This window comes from Streptomyces sp. NPDC034084, from assembly GCF_055575535.1.
The window spans coordinates 289,381-311,688 of sequence record NZ_JBVISK010000006.1 but is presented as its reverse complement, the minus strand read 5'-3'; the positions used below and the strand labels follow the sequence as shown (position 1 = coordinate 311,688).

18 protein-coding genes are annotated in these 22,308 nt (G+C 72.3%); 13 read left to right on the top strand and 5 right to left on the bottom strand.

All coding sequences use genetic code 11. The features are described 5' to 3' along the window. The first annotated feature begins 21 nt into the window (after nucleotides 1-21). The 3 genes from ACZ51I_RS23140 to ACZ51I_RS23130 all read left to right on the top strand — a co-directional run bounded on the left by ACZ51I_RS23140 (nucleotide 22) and on the right by ACZ51I_RS23130 (nucleotide 5,387). Nucleotides 22-531, top strand: a complete 510-nt coding sequence (locus ACZ51I_RS23140; protein WP_468878949.1) for a mycothiol transferase — start codon at nucleotides 22-24, stop codon at nucleotides 529-531. A 324-nt stretch (nucleotides 532-855) separates the two neighbouring features. Beyond that, nucleotides 856-3,075, top strand: coding sequence for an FG-GAP repeat domain-containing protein (locus tag ACZ51I_RS23135; RefSeq protein WP_468878946.1), 2,220 nt, complete (start codon nucleotides 856-858; stop codon nucleotides 3,073-3,075). 95 nt (nucleotides 3,076-3,170) lie between these two features. Further along, entirely contained in the window at nucleotides 3,171-5,387 is a 2,217-nt protein-coding gene (locus ACZ51I_RS23130; protein ID WP_468878943.1) for an FG-GAP repeat domain-containing protein, read from the top strand. Here ACZ51I_RS23130 and ACZ51I_RS23125 read toward each other — a convergent pair. Then, nucleotides 5,357-5,806 (bottom strand): ATP-binding protein, encoded by a 450-nt coding sequence (locus ACZ51I_RS23125; protein ID WP_468878940.1) that lies wholly within the window; start codon nucleotides 5,804-5,806, stop codon nucleotides 5,357-5,359. The genes ACZ51I_RS23130 and ACZ51I_RS23125 overlap by 31 nt on opposite strands. Before the next feature lie 91 nt (nucleotides 5,807-5,897). On the opposite strand from ACZ51I_RS23125, the gene ACZ51I_RS23120 reads away from it, so the two are divergent. From ACZ51I_RS23120 to ACZ51I_RS23100, 5 genes are all read left to right on the top strand, one after another. Beyond that, on the top strand, nucleotides 5,898-6,761 hold the full coding sequence (locus ACZ51I_RS23120) for a helix-turn-helix domain-containing protein (protein ID WP_468878937.1): 864 nt from the start codon (nucleotides 5,898-5,900) through the stop codon (nucleotides 6,759-6,761). Beyond that, nucleotides 6,758-7,003: a DUF397 domain-containing protein gene (locus tag ACZ51I_RS23115; protein WP_468878935.1), complete on the top strand. Its 246-nt coding sequence runs from the start codon at nucleotides 6,758-6,760 to the stop codon at nucleotides 7,001-7,003. The genes ACZ51I_RS23120 and ACZ51I_RS23115 overlap by 4 nt, the downstream gene beginning before the upstream one ends. A 5-nt stretch (nucleotides 7,004-7,008) precedes the next feature. Next, nucleotides 7,009-7,623, top strand: a complete 615-nt coding sequence (locus ACZ51I_RS23110; protein ID WP_468879634.1) for an HAD family hydrolase — start codon at nucleotides 7,009-7,011, stop codon at nucleotides 7,621-7,623. A gap of 40 nt (nucleotides 7,624-7,663) precedes the next feature. After that, complete coding sequence (locus ACZ51I_RS23105) at nucleotides 7,664-8,224, top strand: nitroreductase family protein (RefSeq protein WP_468878932.1); 561 nt, start codon at nucleotides 7,664-7,666, stop codon at nucleotides 8,222-8,224. A gap of 1,161 nt (nucleotides 8,225-9,385) precedes the next feature. Next, a complete protein-coding gene (locus tag ACZ51I_RS23100) occupies nucleotides 9,386-11,344 on the top strand; it encodes a protein kinase domain-containing protein (RefSeq protein ID WP_468878929.1) in 1,959 nt (652 codons plus the stop codon). Here ACZ51I_RS23100 and ACZ51I_RS23095 read toward each other — a convergent pair. Both ACZ51I_RS23095 and ACZ51I_RS23090 read right to left on the bottom strand, forming a co-directional pair. After that, nucleotides 11,333-11,740 (bottom strand): Zn-ribbon domain-containing OB-fold protein, encoded by a 408-nt coding sequence (locus tag ACZ51I_RS23095; protein WP_468878927.1) that lies wholly within the window; start codon nucleotides 11,738-11,740, stop codon nucleotides 11,333-11,335. The genes ACZ51I_RS23100 and ACZ51I_RS23095 overlap by 12 nt on opposite strands. Continuing rightward, nucleotides 11,737-12,189 (bottom strand): DoxX family membrane protein, encoded by a 453-nt coding sequence (locus ACZ51I_RS23090; RefSeq protein WP_468878925.1) that lies wholly within the window; start codon nucleotides 12,187-12,189, stop codon nucleotides 11,737-11,739. The genes ACZ51I_RS23095 and ACZ51I_RS23090 overlap by 4 nt, the downstream gene beginning before the upstream one ends. A 152-nt stretch (nucleotides 12,190-12,341) precedes the next feature. On the opposite strand from ACZ51I_RS23090, the gene ACZ51I_RS23085 reads away from it, so the two are divergent. The 5 genes from ACZ51I_RS23085 to ACZ51I_RS23065 all read left to right on the top strand — a co-directional run bounded on the left by ACZ51I_RS23085 (nucleotide 12,342) and on the right by ACZ51I_RS23065 (nucleotide 20,744). Next, the gene (locus tag ACZ51I_RS23085) at nucleotides 12,342-13,520 is read left to right on the top strand and encodes a flavin-containing monooxygenase (RefSeq protein WP_468878922.1); all 1,179 of its coding nucleotides are present in this window, start codon (nucleotides 12,342-12,344) and stop codon (nucleotides 13,518-13,520) included. 100 nt (nucleotides 13,521-13,620) lie between these two features. Further along, nucleotides 13,621-15,843, top strand: a complete 2,223-nt coding sequence (locus ACZ51I_RS23080; RefSeq protein WP_468878920.1) for an acetate--CoA ligase family protein — start codon at nucleotides 13,621-13,623, stop codon at nucleotides 15,841-15,843. A gap of 73 nt (nucleotides 15,844-15,916) precedes the next feature. After that, nucleotides 15,917-16,636: an enoyl-CoA hydratase/isomerase family protein gene (locus ACZ51I_RS23075; RefSeq protein WP_468879632.1), complete on the top strand. Its 720-nt coding sequence runs from the start codon at nucleotides 15,917-15,919 to the stop codon at nucleotides 16,634-16,636. Nucleotides 16,637-16,805: 169 nt separating this feature from the next. Next, nucleotides 16,806-20,078 (top strand): hypothetical protein, encoded by a 3,273-nt coding sequence (locus ACZ51I_RS23070; RefSeq protein WP_468878917.1) that lies wholly within the window; start codon nucleotides 16,806-16,808, stop codon nucleotides 20,076-20,078. A gap of 69 nt (nucleotides 20,079-20,147) precedes the next feature. Further along, complete coding sequence (locus ACZ51I_RS23065) at nucleotides 20,148-20,744, top strand: flavin reductase family protein (RefSeq protein ID WP_468878915.1); 597 nt, start codon at nucleotides 20,148-20,150, stop codon at nucleotides 20,742-20,744. 15 nt (nucleotides 20,745-20,759) lie between these two features. Here ACZ51I_RS23065 and ACZ51I_RS23060 read toward each other — a convergent pair whose 3' ends face one another. Both ACZ51I_RS23060 and ACZ51I_RS23055 read right to left on the bottom strand, forming a co-directional pair. Next, nucleotides 20,760-22,061 carry an MFS transporter gene (locus ACZ51I_RS23060; protein WP_468878913.1) on the bottom strand — a complete coding sequence of 434 codons (1,302 nt, stop codon included), beginning with the start codon at nucleotides 22,059-22,061 and terminating at the stop codon, nucleotides 20,760-20,762. A 78-nt stretch (nucleotides 22,062-22,139) separates the two neighbouring features. Continuing rightward, nucleotides 22,140-22,292 carry a hypothetical protein gene (locus ACZ51I_RS23055; protein ID WP_468878911.1) on the bottom strand — a complete coding sequence of 51 codons (153 nt, stop codon included), beginning with the start codon at nucleotides 22,290-22,292 and terminating at the stop codon, nucleotides 22,140-22,142. Nucleotides 22,293-22,308: the final 16 nt, after the last annotated feature.

Sequence of the window (22,308 nt, the reverse complement as noted above, 5' to 3'; positions counted from 1 at the left end):
CCCCGACCCCGAGGAGCCCCCATGAACAGCGCCGGTCTTCTGCTCGACTCGTTCGGCCGGATCCGTGAGGTCGTCCACGAAGCCGTGGAGGGGCTGACGGACGAGGAGCTCGCCGTACGGATCGATCCCGACGCCAACTCGGTCGCCTGGCTCGTCTGGCACCTCACCCGCGTCCAGGACGATCACCTCGCGGACGCGTTCGACAGGGAGCAGGTGTGGACCGCGGACGGCTGGCGGGACCGCTTCGGTCTCCCGTTCCCCCCGGCGGCGACCGGGTACGGGCAGTCGCGCGCCCAGGTGGGGAAGGTCCGCGCCTCGGCGGAGCTGCTGCTCGGCTACCACGACGCCGTGCACGCCCGTACGGAGGAACTGGTCCGCACGGTCACGAACGCGGACCTGGAGCGCGTCGTCGACACGGCCTGGGACCCGCCGGTGACCCTCGGCGTCCGGCTGGTGTCGGTGATCGCGGACGACCTCCAGCACGCGGGGCAGGCGGCGTACGTACGGGGCGTGGTGAAGCGGCGGGCGTAGCCGCCAACACCTCCTCACCGAGCCGGATCTTTCGTCAGCTCCCGTACAACCTCTCGTTTCCTTCGGGTGTCTGACCGGATGTCGCACGCGCGATCGCGTGCGACATCCGGTTCTCACGGGGGGAATCTTGAGTTCAGCACGCACCATCCGCCGCGCCTTCGCCGCGGCCGCCGGGGAACGCCGTCCCGTGCCCTCCGTGTACGCCCCTCAGGCCGACCCGTACGGCCACGTCCTCTGACGCGAAGCCCCCAGGACCACGGCGCCACCGGGGCGCGCCGTCGCGGCGTACCCCGTTCTACCTCCCTCCGCACGAAGGATCCGAGCGTGTCTCTCTCCCGCGTTCCGCGGCGGCGTCTCGCCGTTGCCGTGACCGCCGTGCTGGCCGTCACGGCCGGTACCGCTCTCGCGACCACCCCCGCCACCGCCGCGCCCGCCACCGTCCCCGCCCTGCCCGCCGACGCCCAGGAGGGGATCACCCTCGCGCCCGACGCCGAGATCGTCAGCACCGGCCCCTCCGGCTTCCTTTCCTCGCAGGGGGACGGGGCGGGCGGCCGCACCCTCGTCTGGACGAACTTCTCCGACGGCTCGACCGAGACCGTCCAGGGCACCCGGGGCTACGGCACCTCCTCGGACTTCGCGGTGACCACGTCCGACGACAACCTCTTCTTCATACGGGACGTGAACGACCCCAACCAGGTCAGCACGTCGTTCAACCTGATCCAGAAGTTCGGTCCCGGCGCCAAGTTCGCCGGGGCCGTCGACAACACCCTGTACGTGTCCGTGCCCAACCTCTCCGGCACGTACGACCTCTACACGCTGACCAGGACCAACGGGGTCGACGCGAAGCAGAAGATCTCGTACGGCTACAGCAACACCTTCTACAAGGTCCAGGGCGGTTCCGGGGACCGCATCTCCATCCTGGGGATGTCGTTCTTCAACAACCAGACCGGCTACTTCCGCTCCACCCAGTTCCGCGGGGGCGGCGCGGTGTACGACTACGTCCGTGGCACCGGGAAGTTCGACCCCGCCACCGTCACCGGCGCCATCACGTCGAAGTACCAGGCGTGGACCTCGGTCCCGGGCGACTCCACGACCGAGGTGTACGCGGACGACTTCACGAACGACGCCGGCCCGGCCCACTTCTCCCTGGGCTCCGACAGCGACAAGGCCGTCATCGCCGGTGTCGTCGGTGACTGGGTGACGTACGGCAACACCGACGGCGCCACGGCGACCACCGCCAACCCCCTCAACGCCCTGACCGCCCGCAACATCGTCACGAACGAGCGCGTCAAGCTCCTCGACCACTTCAGCAGCGCGACCGCCGCGACCGACGGCTCACTGCTGGTGCGCGGCGGCACGGTCGACCAGGGCGAAGGCCTTTACCGGATCTCCGACACCGGCGGCGCCCCGAACGTCACCCTGGTCGCGAGCACCGGCCGGACGACCCGTGTCCAGGTGACCGGTTCCCACGTGCCGGCGGTCGTCGACCTGGAGAAGAACGGCACCACGGTCCCGATGGAGTGGACCCTCTCCCGCTCCAACGTCGTCCTGGACATCACCCTCAAGCACACGAGGACCGGCAAGACCCACACGCAGCGCGTGGTCCCGACCTCCACCACGGCCCGGATCAGCTGGAACGGCCTCACGGGCGACTCCAGCGCCCCCAACGGCGATTACATGTGGTCGGTCGTCGCCACTCCGCTCAACGGCGTCGGCGACCCCGCGTACGCCTCCGGCGTCTTCAAGGTGACCCGCAAGGCCAACGCGCACGACCTCAGCGACAACGGCTCGACCGACGTCCTCGCCCGCGACGCCTCCGGCACCCTGTGGCGGGACGACCTCTTCGACTGGCCGACCGGCGGCCAGATCGTCACCGCCCGCCGTACGAAGGTCGGCACGGGCTGGCAGACGTACAAGCAGATCGAGGCCGTCGGCAACATCGCCGGCAGCGCACACGGCGACCTCGTCGCCCTCGACGGCTCGGGGGTGCTCTGGCACTACCAGGGCAAGGGCGACGGCGGCTTCGCGACCCGCGTGAAGATCGGCTCCGGCTGGGGCGGCTACAACAAGCTGACCGGTGGCTCCGACCTCGACGGCGACGGCCGCGCCGACCTGCTCGCCACCGACACCACCGGCACGCTCTGGTTCTACAAGGGCACGGGCTCCACCACCGCCCCCTTCGGGGCCCGCGTGAAGATCGGCACCGGCTGGGGGACGTACAACCAGCTCACCGCCGTCGGCAACATCGCGGGCAGCGCCGCGGGCGACCTCATCGCGCGTGACACCACCGGCGTCCTCTGGCTCTACCAGGGCAACGGCACCGGCGGCTTCACCACCCGCGTGAAGATCGGCTCCGGCTGGGGTGCCTTCTCCCAGCTCGTCGGCGCCGGCGACCTCGACAACGACGGCCGCCCGGACCTGATCGCGTACGGGACGGGCGGCACGTACGCCTACCGGTCCACGGGCTCGGCCACGGCACCGTTCAGCCGCATGACGACGAACCTGTACGCGGGCGAGGGCACGAAGTTCAACAGCGTCGCCTGACCCGGGCCCCGGCCTACAACCTTCCGAACCCCTCGCGAGTCGAGTACGGGCACGGCGGAGGATCCGCCGCGCCCGTACTCCCGAAGGACCGCCCTGTGAACCACACGCGCACGCCCCGCCGTCGGCTCGCCCTGGCACTGACGGCGACCCTCGCGGTCACCGCGAGCGGCCTGGCCACCGTCCCGGCCCTGGCGGCACCGGCCGCGGCCGCCCCGGCCCCCGCATCCCAGCAGGACACCACGCCGCTGACGTTCCCCGCCGACGCCCAGCTCGCGGGCGCCGGCCCGTCGGGCTTCCTGAGCGCCCGGAGCGACGGCGGCCATCTCACCTACCGGTGGACGCGGTACGCGGACGGGGTCACGACCACGCTGCCCGAGGGCCGGTACGTGTCGAGCCGGCGGACCGACCTCGTCACCCGGGCCGACGGGACCGTCTACTCGGTGTACGACCTGGCCACCGGTGCCGACCCCGTCGTGTTCGACCTCAGCGTGCTGGGCGAGGGCTACGGCGCCGCGAAGGCCCTCGACGGCTCCTCCGTCCTCACGACGAAGGCCAACGCCGCCGGCGGCCGCGAACTCCACGTCATCACCCGTCCGCAGGGCGAACTCGTCGACCACAAGGTGACCGGCCTGCCCGACGACGCCGTGCTCGCCCACCTCGACGTCGACTCCCCCGGCACCGCCGTGGTCGTGTACACACGCGCCGGCGACGGAGCGACCCCCGCGCACCACATAGCCGTGGTGGACCTCGCGGCCCGCGCGGTCGTCGAGACGTACGAACCCCAGCGGATGGCCAACTTCAGCACCGCGCTGTCCCCCACCCACATCGCCTGGACCGAGTGGCCCACCCCGTCCACCCCGACCCTGGTCACCGCCCGTCGGGACACCGGCGCGGCCACCCGCACCCCCCTGGGCAGCACGTATTCGCCCATCCAGGTCGAGTTGGTGGGCGACTGGGCGACGTACGGGCAGACGGGCGGCTACACGGCCGGCTACCAGACCCCCCTGCACGCGCTGACCGCCCTCTCGCTGAAGGACGGCACGAAGGTCAAGCTCCTCGACGACTTCGCCGAACCCCTCCCGGGGCCCGACGGCACCCAGATGGCGCGCGGCGGCACCCTCGCCGGGGGCGAGGGCCTGTACCGGATCTCCGCCGGCGGCGACGGCACTCCGGTCGCCACGCTCGTGGCGGGCTCCGGCAAGCCCACCGCGCTCGAAGCGGGCGATCAGAGGGTCCCCGAGGTGATCGACCTCGACACCGCCACCGGTCCGACGCCCCTGAGCTGGTCCTTCAGCCGGGAAAGGGTCGACGCACGCCTCGAACTGACGCACACGGCGACCCGGCGGAAGGAGACCTACCGGCTGTCCTACGACGGAGTGAACCGGACCCTCAACTGGAAGGCCGTCTTCGGCAGCAACGGCGACGCCGTCCCCGCCCCCAACGGTGACTACACCTGGCGGATGACCGCACGGCCCCTGAACGGAATCGGCCCGGCCCTCGAGAGGACCGGCACCTTCAAGGTCGTCCGCAAGACCGTCGCGCACGACTTCAACGACAACGGCACCCCGGACGTCCTCGTCCGGGACGCCGCCGGTCTGAAGCTCTACAACACGAGCCTGCCCCTCGGATCCTGGACCCCCGGCACCCCCGAGGTGCTCGGCACCGGCGGCTGGAAAGACTACGACCGGCTCCTCTCTCCCGGAGACCTCGGCGGCGCCCCGTACAGCGACGTCCTCGCCCGGGACAAGACCGGCGTCCTCTGGCTCCACGAGGGCACCGGCCACGCCCTCGCCCCCCGGGTCCGCATCGGCGGCGGCTGGCAGGCCTACCGGCAGATCGCGAGCGGCAGCGACCTGACCGGTGACGGCCGCCTCGACCTCCTCGCCACCGACAAGGCCGGGGACCTGTGGCTCTACAAGGGCACCGGCTCCGCCACCGCCCCCTTCGGTCCGCGCGTCAAGGCCGGCCACGGCTGGGGCGCCTACAACCAGCTCACCGCCACCGGCGACATCGGCGGCGGCCCGGCCGGCGACCTCGTCGCCCGCGACACCGCCGGCGTCCTCTGGCTCTACCTCGGCAAGGGCGACGGCACCTTCGCGGCCCGCACCCGGATCGGAGGCGGCTGGAACGCGTACCACGGCGTCGCCGGCTTCGGCGATGTCGACCGTGACGGCCACCCCGACCTGCTGGCGAGCAACGAGTACGGCAACACGTACGTGTACAAGGGCACCGGCAACTGGCGGGCCCCCTTCGGCACCCGCAGCCCGATCTACTCCTACGACTACTTCGGCTGGGAGCTGGCCATCTTCTGACCGGTCAGCGGGGCGGGCCCGGCCGGCACGGTCGCCCAGACCGTCTTGCCGACCGACCGGTCCTTCACGCCCCACGCCGTGGCGAGGGCGGCTACGAGCAGCAGCCCGTAGCCGCCCTCGTCCGGCTCCCGGGCCGGCACGGGCCTGCGCTCCCCGCGCGCGTCGGACAGTTCGATCCGTACGTGGTCGCCGCCCCGCTCCATCCGCACCTCGAAGTCCCGCCCCAGGACCCACCCGTGCTGGACGGCGTTGTTGGCCAGCTCGGCGACGACCAGCTCGACGGCCTCGACGGCGGGCCCGCGCAGACCCCAGTCACGGAGCTGCTGCACGGCCAGTAACCGCGCCAGGCGTGCGCCCCGGCGGGTGGCCGAGAGCCGGAGCGTGAACTCACCGGTTGGAGTGGCTGTTTCGGATTTCATGCCCCCGAGCCTGACCCCTCGGCCGTACGCTGACCAGCAGCGACGCCACGACGCTGAGTAACTGTACGGGTACGCCAAGAAGGCGGTACGGATGTCGGGGAACGAGGAGGAGCGGCCGGAACGGCCCTCCGAGGTGGACGGTACGGCGCACCTTTTCCGTGCGCTCGGGAAGATCATCAAGGTGCTGCGGAGAAACGCGGGCCTGAGCCAGGCGGAGCTGGCGGAGATCACGCATTGCAGCGAGGACCTGATCTCGGCGATCGAGAGGGGGGTACGGACTCCGCAGCCGGACTTCCTGTTGCGAGCCGACGAGGCACTGGGGGCGGGGGGTGTGCTGGCGGCTGCGGTGGACGACGTACGGGAGGCGCTGGCGCGGGCGCGAACCCGACATCCGGACTGGTTCCAGGACTTCGCTGAGGCTGAGGCGAAGGCAGTGGCCCTGCACTACTACGCAGTGCAGGCTGTGCCAGGCATCCTGCAGACCGAGGCTTACGCACGCTATCTCTTCGGAAACCGTCGTCCCATGCTGGACGAGGAGACGGTCGAGAAACGGGTGGCAGACCGGATCTCACGACAGGTGATCCTCGACAAGTGGCCTTCGCCAACGATCAGCTTCGTCCTGGAGGCCGCTGTCCTGCTGCGTCCGTTCGGTGGACCGCAGGTCCACCGCGAGCAGCTGCGACGCGTGTTGGACGTCGCTCGGCAGCGCACGATCGAGTTGCAGATCATGCCGCAGGACGGAACGGAACACCCCTATCTGGACGGCGCGTTCACGCTGCTCACTCCACCGGGTCGGCGAGAGGTCGCGTACACCGAGATCTACGGGCACGCCCGTCTGATCACCTCACCGGAACAGGCGCGCACCTACGCCGAGCGCTATGGGATCATCCGGGCGCGAGCTCTCTCGCCGCAGGAGTCCCTGGCCTGGATCGAAAAACTGCTGGGAGAACGATGAACACCACGGAACTCGCCTGGTTCAAAAGCAGCTACAGCAGCTCCGAAGGCGGCGAGTGCATCGAAGTCGCCTACGACTGGCAGAAGTCCAGCTACAGCGATGCCTCGGGCGGCAACTGCGTCGAAGTCGCCGCCCACCCCACCACCGTCCACGTCCGCGACTCCAAGAACCCCCGCGGCCCCCAGCTCGCCGTCTCCCCCGCCTCCTGGGCCGCTTTCCTGGACGTAGCATCCGGCGCGTGACCCCCATGAAGATCGTTCTTTTCGACGTCGACGGCACCCTCATGGACGCCGTCGAGAACCAGCGGCGCGTCTGGCACGCGTGGGCCGCGCGGTACGGGCTCGACGGGGGCGAGGTGTACGCCGTCGCGCTACGGACGCGGCCCGTGGAGACCTTCGTGGCCGTCGTACCGGGTGAGGACCCGGACGAGTGCCTCGCCCTTCTGCACGCGCTGGAGGACGAGGACGTCCGTACGGGCTCGTACGCGGCCTTCGACGGGGCCGTCGAGCTGCTCACCGCGCTCCCCTCGGACCGGTGGGCACTCGTCACGTCGAACTACGAGCATCGGGTGCGGGGTCGGTTCGAGCGGACCGGGCTTCCCCTCCCGGGGCTCGTCATCGACGCGGCCTCCGTCGCCGAGGGGAAGCCGTCCCCCGTCCCGTACCTCACGGCCGCCGAGAAGCTGGGCGCGGACCCGGCGGAGTGCCTCGTGATCGAGGACGCGCCGTCCGGGGTCCGGTCGGGCCTGGATGCCGGGATGACGGTCTGGACGGTGAACACCCCGGCCCCGCACCCGGACGCCCACCGCCACTTCCCGAGCCTCGCGGAGGCGGCACCGCACATCCTGGACGCCCTCTCCTAGGACTGGAATACGCCTGAGTGGGGGAAGGTTGCACCGGTTCATGCAACGTGATCTGGAATCGTCCGACGGCATTCATCCCCTGCTGGCGGGTCGGTTCAGCCCGTACCAGTTCGACCCGTCGGCCGCCGTCGACGACCACTCCCTGAACTTGCTGCTCGAGGCCGCGCGGTGGGCACCCTCGGCCGGGAACTCCCAGCCCTGGGGCTTCTTCGCGAGCCGGCCCGGTGAGCCGGACCATGAGCGGGTGGTCCGCCACCTCGCGCCCAGCTCGGCCCGGTGGGCGACGAACGCGGGCCTGCTCGTCGTCACGCTGGCGCGTCGGCACGTGGGGGACACGGAGCTGCTGTACTCGGAGTTCGCGGACTACGACCTGGGCCAGGCCATCGCCCACATGACCCTCCAGGGCGAGGCGCTGGGGCTGGCCTCGCACCAGTTCCGGGCCTTCGACATGGAAGGCCTCACGAAGGAGCTCGGTCCGAAGCCGGGATGGGCGATCGTCTCCATGGTCGCCCTGGGGAAGGCGGCCGGGGAGCGCCCGGACGGCCGGGACCGGCGCAGCGTCGCCGACCTCCTGTCCGCGCCCTGGTCGCTGTCGGCATAGAGCCGCCCCGCTCGGCGGGGCGTCGAAAACCTCCGTCACGGCGCGTTCTTTCATGGGTTTCTGAGGTGCTGGGGGTGGGGGTGGTTCGTGGGCTTCTGGTGGGACCGCCCTCTTTCCGAGAGTCGCGCCTTCCACCGCCGCGTCAAGGGCGCCTTCGGCGTCGCTGCGCGATGGGCTTCGCCCACCCTTGACCCGGCGGCTCCAGGCGCGAAAGACCTCTCGGAGGGCGGTCCGGGGGTCGGGGTCCCCGCCCAGGCCCGGGCAGTGTCCGGGGTGAGTGTGCGGGTGGCGGGTCGGTGGGTGGGGGCTCGGTTTGTGGCCGGGGAGGGTGGACCCGTTCCGGGTGGGTCGGTGGTGCGCGGTTGTGGAATGGGGCGGCCCGGGTCGGTTTGGCGGCTGTGGGCCGTGTGTCGGCTGGGATTCAGGCCCCGCTGGTCATTCCCGGTGGGTGGTGAGGCGCGTCCTGGGAGGTAAGTCCGCTCTACTCGCGGTAACGGCCCCCGGACGAGGCCTCATAGAGGGCGAACCGCCCAACCGAGGCGGGTTACTGCGGGAAACGACCCCCCGACAGTGACCAGCGGGGCATGAAGCCCCACCACACGGCCACGATGAGTCGCTAAGCGCCGCCGGGCCGCCCCATGCAACTGCCGCGCACCCCGAACCCACGGAACCGGCCCCACCCTCCCCGGCCACGAACCGCGCCCCCCACCCACCCCGCCGCGCGCCGACTACCCGCCCGGCCGATGCCCGGCCTCGGCCCCGCCCACCGGCCCGTCGCCCGCCTACGGCGGGACGCGGATACCGCCCCTTGCGTGGACCCGTTCCCCCGGCCGCCCTCCGAGTGTGAAAGAGCGGGCTCCGCCGCCGGGTCAAGGGTGGGCGCAGCCCATCGGCGGAGCCGACTTGCCCTTGACGCGGTGGTGGAGCCCGCCACACTCGGAAAGAGGGCGGCCACACCAGAAGCCCTCGAAGCCCGGCCACACCGAGAACCTCCGAGACCCGCACTCTCGAAGCCCCCTCCCTCCCCCGCCCCTCAACCACACCTCAGCAACAACGACTTGGGCTCCATTCAGATCGCAAACCCGCTCGGCTACTGTGTCGCCCATGCAGGGGGAACCGGAAGACCAATCCACTTCGGACAGTTTGAGCGGCAGCGGGGCGATGCCTCTCGAAGCGGGCGACCCGCGGCAGATCGGGGCGTTCAGGCTGCTCGGTGTGCTCGGGTCCGGCGGGATGGGCCGGGTCTATCTCGGCGCCGTCCCCGGGAAGTTCGCCGCGGTGAAGCGGGTCCTTCCCGTGCTCGCCGAGGATGCCGACTTCCTCAGTCACTTCGGCCACGAGCTCGACAACCTGGCCCGGCTGCCCGCCGGCGCCAACACCAAGCTCCTCGCGAGTGACCGCACGGCGAAGCCGCCGTGGTTCGCGACCGAGTTCATCCCGGGCATCACCCTCAACGAGGCCATCCGCCTCAACGGCGGCCCGCTCACCGGCGACGCCCTGTGGCGGCTCCTCCGGGGCGCGGCGGCCGGGCTGCGGGTGGTGCACGGCGCCGACATGGTGCACCGCGACCTCAAGCCGTCCAACGTGATGCTGACCGGCGAGGGCCTCTCGCTCATCGACTTCGGCGTGGCCCGCGCCGCCGACCAGAGCCGGCTGACCAAGACCGGCATGGTCATCGGCACCCCCGCCTACATGGCCCCCGAGCAGGCCGTCGCCGACCGCGGACTGACCGGCGCGGCCGATGTGTTCGCCCTCGGCAGCCTTCTCCTCTACGCCGCGAACGGACGCCCTCCGTTCGGTGACGGTTCCGGGCCCGATCTGCTCTACCGGGTCGTCCACGGCGACCCCGACTTCGGGCGGCTCACCGAGGGCGACCCCGAGCTCGCGGAGCTCGTACAGAAGTGTCTCGCCAAGGATCCGGCGGACCGGCCGACGGCCGACGAACTCGTCGGGCTCGCCGAGGAGCGCGCGGTGGGCGCCGTCTGGCCGGCGGCCGTGACCGAGCGGATCGCCGAGCGGGCCGTCTTCGCCGCCGGGGCGCCCACCGCCGAGCAGCTCGCCGAGCTGGAGCGGACCGACCCCGCCCAGGACGTGGCGACGGCCTCGCTGACCCCGCAGGCCCCCAAGGAGCCCGCGACGGCCTCGCCCGACGCCGTCGCCCTCACGGCTACGGCCGCACCTGACAAACGGCGGCGCAACAAGTTCGTCATGCTCGCCGTGCCCGTCGTCGTCGCTACCGGCACCACCCTGACCGTCGCCCTCGGTCCGTACGAGATCGGCCGTCTCGGCGCGTCCCCCGGCACCTCGGGCTCCCCGTCCGCCGTCGCCTCGCAGCCGGCGGCCGTACCCTCCTCGTCCAGCACGGGCAAGCCCTCGGCCAAGCCCTCCGCCAAGCCGCCGGGCAAGCCCTCGGGGAAGCCGTCGGCCGGGTCGACGGCCCCGCTCCCGCCCGCCTCCGGTGGTGGCGACGCGGGCGGTACCGGCACCCTGCCCGACGGCTCCGGCGCAGCCGGGGGCGGGGGCGGGTCCGTCACGGGCGGCGGATCGAGCACCTCCACGTCCTCCGGGGGCTCCGACACCGGCGGCTCGGGAGGCGGCTCCAGCTCCACCAGCTCGGGCTCGGGCTCCGGGTCCTCCGGCGGGTCGACGACCCGGCCCGCACCCCAGCCGACGAACAAGCCCGCGCCCCCGCCGCCCTCCGGCGGCTCGGCGCCCTCGGGGACGTACTCCATCGAGAACGCCTCGAACGGGCAGTGTCTGGCCGAAAGCGACGAGGGCTGGGCCACCCTCGTCAACACCTACGAGTGCGGCTCCGCGCCCAGCAACGGCGGCAGCCTCTCCTACTCCTGGACCTACTCCCCCGGGGCGAACGGCACCTTCCGCCTCGTCAGCAGGAAGTCCGGAAAGTGTCTGGAGCCCTCCAGCTCCACCGTGGCGCTCTCCCCCTGCAACGGCTCCAGCGTCCAGTCCTGGAAGATCGGCACCTCGACGTCCGCCGGGCGGACGATCAAGAACGTGAACAACGGCATGTGCCTGCTGACGGGACCGCCGTTCGTGATGACGTACTCCTGCAACTCCGCGGACCGCGCCTACCTCTGGCGGAACATCTCAGCCCTCTGAACGGGGACGGCCGAAGACGGGGACGGTGACGTCCCCGTCCCTCCGGAAGGCGACCTCCAGCTCCATCCCGATCCGGAGGTCGCCCTCCGGCACGCCCATGACCTCCGTCATCATGCGCGGGCCCTCGGCGAGGTCGACGACGGCCGCGACGTACGGGACGCGGTCGCCGAAGGGCGGGAGGTCGTTCCGGTGGACGACCGACCACGTGTAGAGGGTGGCGCGGCCGCTCGCCCGCTCCCAGCGGACGTCCTCGCTCCAGCAGTACGGGCAGAACTCGCGCGGGTAGTGGTGGGCGCGGTCGCAGGCGGCGCAGTGGCGCAGGAGGAGACGCCCCTCGGCGGCGGCGTCCCAGTAGGGGCGGGTGAAGGTGTCGATGTCGGGGTCGGCAGCCGTCACCGGAAGAGTCCGATCGCGGAGTCGAGGGACCAGGTCTGCCAGGACACGGCGAGGAGGGCGACGAGGGAGATGAGCGCCATCATCGCGTTCTGCCCCTGCTCGGCCCAGTCGTGGATCATCAGGACGAGGTAGAGGAGGTTGAGGAGGAGGCCGCCGATCAGAGCGATCGGGGTGAGGAAGCCGGTGACCAGGCCGAGGCCGAGGGCCAGTTCCGCGTAGACGACGACGTACGCCATGAGCTTGGGGCGTGGGGCGACGACCGTCTCGAAGCCCCTCTTGACCGGCGGCCACCTGTGCTTGCCCGCCACGTCGGCGGCCCAGGCGATGCCGGTGCCGCGTTCGAACCAGGCCTTCCTGTCCTTGTGGCGCCAGCTCTCCAGCCACCACAGGCCGAGGCCGATGCGGAGGACGGCGAGCCATTCGGCGCCGGTGAGCCAGACGGTCTGCATGCGGGCTCCCTCACGTACTGGATCTGACGGTACGTCAGTTCAGCGCAGATCCGCCCCCGGCCGCAAGGGGTGGGGGCGCGTGACCGATTCGCAACCGAAATCCCCTCTCGATCGAGACCCATTGCGTGTACACGTCATTACGCTCAGCATTCATGGTCACCACCCCCCGAACACCCTCTCCACAGGTCGTCCACCCCGTGTACGTCATCGGCGGCGGACCCGGCGGGCTCGCCGTCGCCGCCGCCCTGCGCGCGCGGGGCGTCCGGGCCGTCGTCCTGGAGAGGTCCGATGCCGTCGGCGCCTCCTGGCGCACGCACTACGACCGGCTGCGGCTGCACACCACCCGCCGGCTCTCCGCACTCCCCGGGCTCAAGATGCCCCGTTCGTTCGGCCGCTGGGTCGCCCGCGCCGACGTCGTCCGCTACCTGGAGACGTACGCGGAGAAGCACGAGCTGGAGGTCGTGACCGGGGTCGAGGTCCACCGCGTCGAGCGGGCCGGCGCGGACTGGGTCCTGCACGCCACCGGCGGCCGGCGGCTCACCGGGCGCGCGGTGGTGGTGGCCACCGGATACAACCACACCCCGTACGTCCCCGACTGGCCCGGCCGCGACGCGTACGGGGGCGAGCTGAGCCACGCCCGGACCTATCGCAACCCGGGGCCGTACGCCGGGAAGGACGTCCTCGTCGTGGGCGTCGGGAACACCGGCGCCGAGATAGCCGCCGACCTCGCCGGGGGCGGGGCGGCGCGGGTGCGGCTCGCGGTGCGGACCGTCCCGCACATCGTGCGCCGCACGACGCTCGGCTGGCCCGCCCAGCGCTCCGGGATCCTGGTGCGGCGGCTGCCGGCGGCCGTGGTCGACCGGCTGGGCGCGCTGCTCGCCCGGTTCGCGGGGCCGGACCTCACGGCGTACGGACTGCCCCGGCCGGACAAGGGGCTCGCCACCCGGCAGCGGGAGGGCGCGATCCCGGTGCAGGACGTCGGCCTCGTCGACGCCGTGCGCGTGGGGAAGGTCGAGATCGTCGCCGCCGTGGAGTCCTTCGAGGGCGGCGAGGTGGTCCTCGCGGACGGCAGCCGGATCACCCCGGACACGGTGATCGCGGCGACCGGCTACCGGCGCGCCCTGGAGCCGCTCCTCGGACACCTGGAGGTGCTCGACGAGCGCGGGCTGCCGGTGGCGCACGGGGCGCGGAGCCCGCGCGAGGCGCCCGGGCTGTACTTCACGGGGTTCACGAACCCGATCAGCGGGATGCTCCGGGAGCTGGCGCGGGACGCGGAGAGGATCGCCCGCCGGATCGCGCGGGCGGACCGCCGGACACCCCCGGAGAGCTGACGGAGCCGATCCGCGTCCACCCATTCCTGACTGACCGTCAGTTATGTAACCTGACAGTACGTCAGCTCTCTTGTCAGGGACTGAAGGGTGGAGCGGAACGATGCTCGGATCGACTCACGGCACCTTCACCACCGATCTCCGCGCCCGCGTGGTCGCCTGCGGGGACACGCCCAGGGACGCCGTGCACGGCGTCACCGCCGTCGCCGGCGACCTGGACGTCAGCGGGCGGCCGCTGCACGCGCCCGTCCCCGACCTCGACCGGTTCTTCCGGCCCGAGGCCGTCGCGGTCGTCGGCGCCTCCGACACCGAGGGCCGGCCCACCACCGGCATCACCCGGCAGCTGCTCGCCTGGGCCGAGCGGGTCGGCGCCCGGCTCGTGCCGGTGCACCCGACCCGTACGAGCGTCTTCGGGATCGACTGCGTGCCCTCCGTCGGCGCGCTCCCCGAACCCGTCGACCTGGCCGTCCTCCTCGTCGCCGACCCGCTGCCCGTCATCGAGGAACTCGCCGAGACCAAGGTGAGGTTCGCGGTCGCCTTCGCCTCCGGCTTCGCCGAGACCGGGGAGGCGGGGGCCGCCGCGCAGGAACGTCTCGCCGCCGCCGTGCGCCGCTCCGGACTCCGGCTCCTCGGCCCCAACACCAACCTCAACGCCTTCGAGCGCTTCCGCGAGGACCTCGAAGGCCCCGCCGTCGCCCTCATCACCCAGTCCGGTCACCAGGGGCGACCCGTCTTCACCCTCCAGGAGCTCGGCGTCCGCCTCTCCCACTGGGCGCCCACCGGCAACGAGGCCGACCTGGAGACCGCCGACTTCCTCTCGTACTTCGCCGGGCGGCCCGAGGTCGGGGCCATCGCCTGCTACGTCGAAGGGCTCAAGGACGGCCGGTCCTTCCTCCTCGCCGCCGACCGGGCCGCGCGCCAGGGCGTCCCCGTCGTCGCCGTGAAGGTCGGCCGCACCGAGACCGGCGCCCGGACCGCCGCCTCCCACACCGGCAAGCTCACGGGCGCCGACCGGGTCGTGGACGCGGCCATGCGGCAGTACGGGGTGATCCGGGTCGACGGGCTCGACCAGCTCCAGGACACCTCGGCCCTCCTCGCCCGCGCGCGCAGGCCGCTCGCCGAAGGGGTCGTCGTCTACTCCATCTCCGGCGGCACGGGAGCACACTTCGCCGACCTGGCCACGGCGGCGGGGCTGGAGCTCCCCACCCTCCACCAGTCCAAGCAGGACGAACTCCACCAGTGGATCCCGGAGTACCTGAACGTCGCCAACCCCGTCGACAACGGCGGGCACCCGGTGGGCGACTGGCGCGGCCGGAAGATCATCGACGCGATCCTCGCCGACCCGTCCGTCGGCGTCCTCATCTGTCCCATCACCGGCCCCTTCCCCCCGATGAGCGACAAGCTCGCCCAGGACCTGGTCGACGCGGCCGAGGCCACGGACAAGCTGGTGTGCGTGGTCTGGGGCTCGCCGGTCGGTACGGAGGAGGCGTACCGCACGACCCTCCTCGGTTCCTCCCGCGTCGCCACCTTCCGTACCTTCGCCAACTGCATCGGGGCGGTGAAGGCCTATCTGGACCACCACCGCTTCACCGCCGGCTACCGCTCCCCCTTCGACGAGGCCCCCCGCACCCCCTCCCCGTCCTTCCGCAAGGCCCAGGCCCTCGTGCGGCCCGGCCGGCGGCTCAGCGAGCACGCGGCGAAGCAGCTGCTGCGGGCGTACGGGATACGGGTGCCGCGCGAGCAGCTCGTCACCAGCGCGGCGGCGGCCGTCCGGGCCGCCGGGCTCGTCGGCTACCCGGTCGTGATGAAGGCCTCGGGTGCGCAGCTCGCCCACAAGACGGAGCTGGGCCTGGTGAAGGTCGGGCTGACCTCGGCAAGCCAGGTACGGGACGCCTACCGCGAGCTCACCGACATCGCCCGCTTCGAGGAGATCGACCTCGACGGCGTCCTCGTCTGCCAGATGGTCGGGCACGGGGTCGAGATGGTGGTGGGCGTGACCCATGACGAGCTGTTCGGCCCGACGGTCACGGTGGGCCTCGGCGGGGTCCTCGTGGAGGTCCTGAACGACACCGCCGTCCGCGTCCCGCCCTTCGGGGAGCGCGAGGCCCGCTCGATGCTCGGCGAACTGCGCGGCCGGGCCCTGCTCGACGGCGTACGGGGCGCCCCGCCGGCCGACGTCGACGCGCTCGTCGAGGTCGTGCTCCGCGTCCAGCGGATGGCCCTCGAACTCGACGGCGACCTCGCCGAACTGGACATCAACCCGCTGATGGTGCTGCCGCGCGGGCAGGGGGCTGTCGCCCTGGACGCGCTGGCGGTCTGCCGATAGGAGAGCCGTGCCGGACGTGCTGCACACCGTCGAGAACGGCGTCTCGTGGATCACGCTCAACCGACCCGAGGCGATGAACGCGGTCACCTGGGACCAGCGGGAGCGGATCATCGCCCTGCTGGCCGAGGCGTCCGCCGACCCGGAGGTGCGCTGTGTGGTGGTGACGGCCACCGGGCGCGGCTTCTGCGCGGGCGCGGACCTGCGGGGCGCGCCCGCCACCGGTGAGCGTGTCGCCGGGGACGTGGCGCGGATGATCCGGCTCGGTGCGCAACGCTTCGTCGGAGCCGTACTGGACTGCGAGAAGCCGGTGATCGCGGCGGTGAACGGCACGGCGGCGGGGATCGGCGCGCACCTGGCCTTCGCGTGCGACCTGGTCCTGGCGTCCGAGTCGGCCCGTTTCATCGAGGTGTTCGTACGGCGGGGCCTGGTGCCCGACGGCGGCGGCGCCTACCTCCTCCCGCGGCTGATCGGGCCGCAGCGGGCGAAGGAGTTGATGTTCTTCGGCGACGCGGTACCGGCGGCGGAGGCGCTCGGCATGGGCCTGGTGAACCGGGTGGTCCCGGCGGCCGAGCTGTCGAAGACGGCCAGGGAATGGGCCGAACGCCTGGCCCAGGGCCCGACGCGGGCCCTGACCCTCACGAAACAGCTGGTGAACGCGTCCCTGGACGTGGACCGTTCGACCGCCTTCGCGGCGGAGGCGACGGCCCAGGAGATCAACATGACGACGAGGGACGCACAGGAGGGGGTGGCGAGCTTCGTGGAGCGGCGGGGGGCGCGGTACCAGGGGATTTAGTCGCGCGACGGTGTCCGGGGCTGCCCGTAGGGTGTGACGCGCATATGACACGCACCGCTCCGGGGGGAACGGAACAATGCCGAACTTCGCGCGCTCTCGCTCGAGATCCAGACGATCCGCGAGAACGCTCCTGCTGGTCCCTGCCCTGCTGACGGCCCTGGTGGGGCCGATGCTCCCGACGGGTACGGCGCTGGCGGCGACGCCCGCGCCGACCGCGTCTGGGGCGGCGCCGGCCCAGAACGCCCAGGCTCCGGACGAGCCGACGCCCGAACCGTCGGCCACCACGGACCCGACGCCGACGACCGAGCCGACGCCGGACCCGACGGCCACCACCGATCCGACGCCCGACCCGACACCGACCTCGGACCCGTGTCCCGTGCTGCCCCTCGCGCCGCTCGGCGACCCGGGCGACGCGGTCAGGGACGTCACCGTCGAGGCGAAGGGCACCGCCTGCTTCAACGTCACCGTGGAGAAGCCCGGCACGCACCGCATCCTCATCGACGGCAGCCACGACACCTACCCGGAGCTGTACGCGGGTGAGGACCGGGTCACGTGCGAGGACTGGGGCTACAAGGACGCCTGGTGCGACCTGGCCGTCGGCTCGTACACGCTCAAGCTCACCAACAACGACTGGCAGGCCGCCGAGAACCGGGTCGCCCTCGTCCCGCTGATGGCCGGCGTCCGGGGCGAGTGCCCCGCCGTCTCCGGTACCGGCTACGACACCGCGCCCGTCACCGGCCAGGTGCCCGCCGCGCTGAGCGTGGTCTGCCACTCCTTCACCGCCGCCCCGGGCGACCGGATCACCACCCTCTTCCGGCCGGTCAAGTACGGCGAGTCCTACGCGTGGATCGCCGACGACACCGGTAAGCGGCTCTGCCCGCTCGGCAACGCGGACGGCAGCGAGGGCTGCGTCCTGCCCGAGGGGACCAGCGGCTACCGCGTTTTCGGGACCGTCGGATACGTCGAGGGCGGATTCCCCGCCGCGTACTCGCTGAAGGTCCGCCGGCTCTCCGACCCGGCCGGTTGCGCGACCGTGGCCGTCACCGCCTACGGCACCGCGCCGGCCCAGGCCTCGCCGCCGACCGGGTGCAAGACCTTCACGCCCGCCGTGACCGGCCGCTACGACGTCGAGACCGTCGACGCGTCCGGTGCGATCAGCCCCATGTCCGTGTACGCGAAGGACGGCACGTTCGTCTGCCGGGGTTACGACGAGAGCTGCACGCTCACCGCCGGCGCGACGTACACCGTGCTCACGGACGAGGCCCTGCGGATCCTCGGCCGGACCTCCACCGAGGGCTGCACGGACGGCGTCACGCTCGCGAGCAGTTACCGGGGCACGTTCTCCGGTCCCGGCGAGGCGGACTGCCTGAACCTGCCGGCGCCCCAGGGGGCGCACGTGGCCGTGCTGTCGGACCACAGCACGGACATCAAGGTCCTCGACGCGAACGGCGCCGAGCAATGCCTCTACGGCAACGGCCTGTGGGACGGCACCTGCGTCCTCGGCGGCACCGCCCCGTACCGGATGATCGTCACCGACGCCCACGCGCCCGAGGGCGGCGACGGCTACGGCCTCGTCGTCCACCGCACCGACGCCCCCGCGACCTGCCGGACCTTCCTCGCCGGCGACCTCACCGCGAACCCGACCCGGATGCGGGTCAAGACCGGCGGCGGCGTCTTCGCCGACTGTCTGACCATCCCCGCCGGCGGGCACTCCGCCCGCGAGCTCTTCCAGGTGGAGAAGACCGCCGGAGACATGGCGGCCGAGATCGTCGTCGTCGACGCGAACGGCAAGCGGATCTGCGAGATCCGCTCGTACTACTCCACCTTCACCGGCTGCGACCTGACTCCGGGCGTCGCCCACACGGTCCTCGTCCAGGGCCGCGACCTCGCCGCCGAGATCGCGCTGACCCGCCGGGACGTCACCGCCACCGCGCGCGGCTGCGTCGCCACCCCGGCGGTGGCCGTCGGCGGCCCGTCCACCGGCGGAGTCCCGGCCGTGCCCGGGACCTTCCTGTGCCACCGGGTGACCACGGCCTCGGCAGGGGACACCCTGCACCTCAATGTGCGCGACGCCAAGAACGCCGTCCGGCTGATGGCCTTCGACGCGGCCGGCGACGCCGTCTGCGACTACTTCGCCCGAGGGTGCGCCGCCACCGGATCGGCGGCGTACCAGGTGCTCGTCCAGGTCCCGGTCGGCGGCACCGCGCCTGCCGGCTACCGCCTGGACGCCCTGCGCATCGCCACCCCGGCGGGGCCCGCGCCCGAGTGCGTCAAGGTCCCGAACGTCAGCTACGGCTTCGGCCCGCTCGCCGGCACCCTGACCGAGCATAAGACCGCGCTCTGCGCGGCGGTTCCGTCGGCGTCGGGCGACCGCTTCGGTGTGCGGTTCACGCCCGCGGGGACCTTCGAGCAGCAGCCGACGCCGTGGCTGTACGACCGGGAGACGTGGAAGAACGGCTGCTCCGGGTCGTACTCCAGCGAGGGCCAGAACTACGAGTGCACCCTGTCGAACCTCTCCCCCAAGCAGGTGCGGCCGGGCATCCTCGTGATCGGTCTCCCGGAGGCGCCGGCGGAGTCCTCCACGGCGGTGAACGCCGGCATCACGTGTGCCCAGTACCTCTGCGGTCCCGACGAGCGCTCCCTCGGCACCGTCGGCCCGGCCACCGTCGGGCGGGGGAAGATCTCGATGACCGTCACCGGCTCGGCGCTGCACAGCTCCGCCAAGGTCGTCGTGACGGACGGGTCCTTCCGCGCCGAGTCCACCACCCTCTCCGTCGCGCCGGACCGGCGCAGCATGACGGTGGCCCTGGACCTGACGCGCGCCCCGCTCGGCTCGCTGAACCTCAGCGTGTACGCGTTCGGCGCGCAGTACATGAAGCCGTCGGTGACCGTCGTCGCCGCCCTCCGCAACACGGCGGCGCCCGGGATCTCCGGTACGGCGGTCGTCGGCGGGAAGGTGACGGCGAAGCCGGGGTCGTGGTCGCTGCCAGTGAACTCCCTCGCGTACCAGTGGCGGGCCAACGGGGTCGCGATCGCGGGCGCCACGGCCTCCACGTACACGATCCCGTCCTCGCTCCAGGGGAAGCAGCTGTCGGTGGCCGTGATCGCACGGAAGGCCGGTCACCCGACGCTCACCGCGGTGAGCGGCTCGGTGGTGGTGAAGGGCGTCGCGCCCAAGGCCACCCGGGCGCCGTACGTCACCGGCACGGTCAAGGTCGGCCGGACGCTCGGTCTGAACCGGGGGACGTGGACGCCGGCGCCGACCTCGTACGCGTACCAGTGGTACGCGAACGGGCGGGCGATCAGTGGGGCGACGAAGACGACGTTCGTCCTGACGAAGGCCCAGCGCGGGCTGAAGATCACCGTGCGGGTGACGGCCGCGCGGACCGGGCACCTGTCGGGTGTGGCCTGGACCCGGTCGACGGGGGCCGTCGCCGGCTGAGCGGAGACCGTGGCCGTCGTCCCCGAGGGGTTCCCATCTGATGGACCGTCAGTTTCAATGGACGGTGTGATGGGACACGCGGGGATGGCGGCCACCGTCGTCCGACACCTGAGAGCGGCCGGTTCGCCGACGGCCGTGGAACCACTGCCCCGGCCGGCCCTGCGCGCGGTCGGGGAGGACGAGCGCGCCCCCGTCGACCCCGGCGAGTTCCGCCGCGTCCTCGGGCACTTCGCCAGCGGCGTCACGATCGTGACGGCGCGCGACGCGGACGGACCGGCCGGCTTCGCCTGCCAGTCCTTCGCCTCCCTCTCCCTCGATCCGCCCCTGGTCGCCTTCATGGTGGCCCGCACGTCGACGACCTGGCCCCGGATCGCGGCGGCCGGGGCCTTCTGCGTCAACGTCCTCGGCGCAGGGCAGGGCGAGCTGTGCCGGTCGTTCGCGGTGAGCGGCGCGGACAAGTTCGCGGGCGTGGAGTGGGCGGCGGCGCCGGTCACCGGCTCGCCGCGCCTCGCCGGCGCGCCCGCCTGGATCGACTGCGCGATCACCGCGGTGCACACGGGGGGCGACCATCTGATCGTGGTGGGGCGGGTGGAGTCGCTGGGAGCGGAGGAGGAGGCGGAGCCGCTGCTGTTCCACCGGGGGCGGTTCGGTCGGTTCAGCGCGTAGGCCCCCCGGCGGTCATCATGCTCCGGCCAGGGACACCGTCTCCGTCCGGGGCCGACTGATGACCAGGGCCATCAAGGCCGCCGCCGCGCACAGCGCGCCCGAGGCGTACCAGACGACGTCGTACGTGCCGAAGACGTCGCGGGCCACGCCGCCCGCGAAGGCGACGGCCGCCGCGCCGACCTGGTGGGAGGCGAGGACCCAGCCGAAGACGATCGCCGAGTCCTCGCCGTAGTGCTCGCGGCACAGGGCGATCGTCGGCGGGACCGTCGCGACCCAGTCCAGGCCGTAGAAGACGATGAAGAACAGCATCGGGGGGTGGACCGAGGGCGCGAGCAGCATCGGGAGGAAGAGGAGGGAGATCCCTCGCAGCGCGTAGTAGACGGCGAGCAGTCGGCGCGGCGAGAAGCGGTCCGTGAACCAGCCGGAGGCGACCGTGCCGACGACGTCGAAGACGCCGATCACGGCCAACAGCCCCGCGGCGGCCGTGACCGCCATGCCGTGGTCGTGGGCGGCCGGTACGAAGTGGGTCTTCACCAGGCCGTTCGTGGACGCCCCGCAGATCGCGAAGGACCCGGCGAGGAGCCAGAACGGGCCCGTGCGGGCGGCCCTGAGGAGGACGGTGACGGTGCGGCGGGCCGCGCCGGTGACGGGGGCCGGCTTGTCGGCGTACTCCCCGCCGTACGGGGCGAGCCGGACGTCCGCCGGGTGGTCGCGGAGCAGCAGCCACACGAAGGGGACGACCGCGAGCGCGGCGAGGGCCACGGTGACGGCGGCGGGGCGCCAGCCGTGGTGGGCGACCAGCCAGGAGAGGAGGGGCAGGAAGACGAGCTGGCCGGAGGCGCCGGCCGCCGTGAGGATGCCGGTCACCAGGCCCCGGCGGGCGACGAACCAGCGGTTGGTGACGGTCGCGGCGAAGGCGAGGGCCATGGAGCCGCTGCCGAGGCCGACGAGGACGCCCCAGTAGAGGACGAGCTGCCAGGCCGCCGTCATCCAGACGGTGAGGAGCGAGCCGAGCGCGATCACGCTCAGCGCGACCGCCACGACCCGGCGGATGCCGAAGCGGTCCATGAGGGCCGCGGCGAAGGGGGCGGTGAGGCCGTAGAGCGCGAGGTTCACCGAGACGCCGAAGCCGATCGTCCCCCGCGACCAGTGGAATTCCTCGTGCAGCGGCTCGATCAGCAGGCCCGGCAGGGAGGCGAAGGCCGCGGCGCCGATGATCGTGACGAAGGTGACCGCCGCGACGAACCACGCACGGTGGACGCGGTGACGGGGGGTCTTCTCGGGCGTACGGACGTGAGTCTCGGTTGTCTGGGCCATGCCACCGAGCTTCCCGTTCCGGGCCGCCCCCGGCCATTGGCCCGGATGACAGGTTTCCAAAGGATCGGGACACGGTTCTCAGCTGCACGACGGCATCCGGTGCAGGGCTTCCTGCGGTACGTGCGTCTGGACCGCCGTCGACCACATCACCAGCCAGAAGGCGGGCGGCGCGACCGGGACGGGAATCCGCTCGTCGGCCTCGGACTTGTACGTGTTGTCCGTCACGGACACGTACGCGCACCAGCCG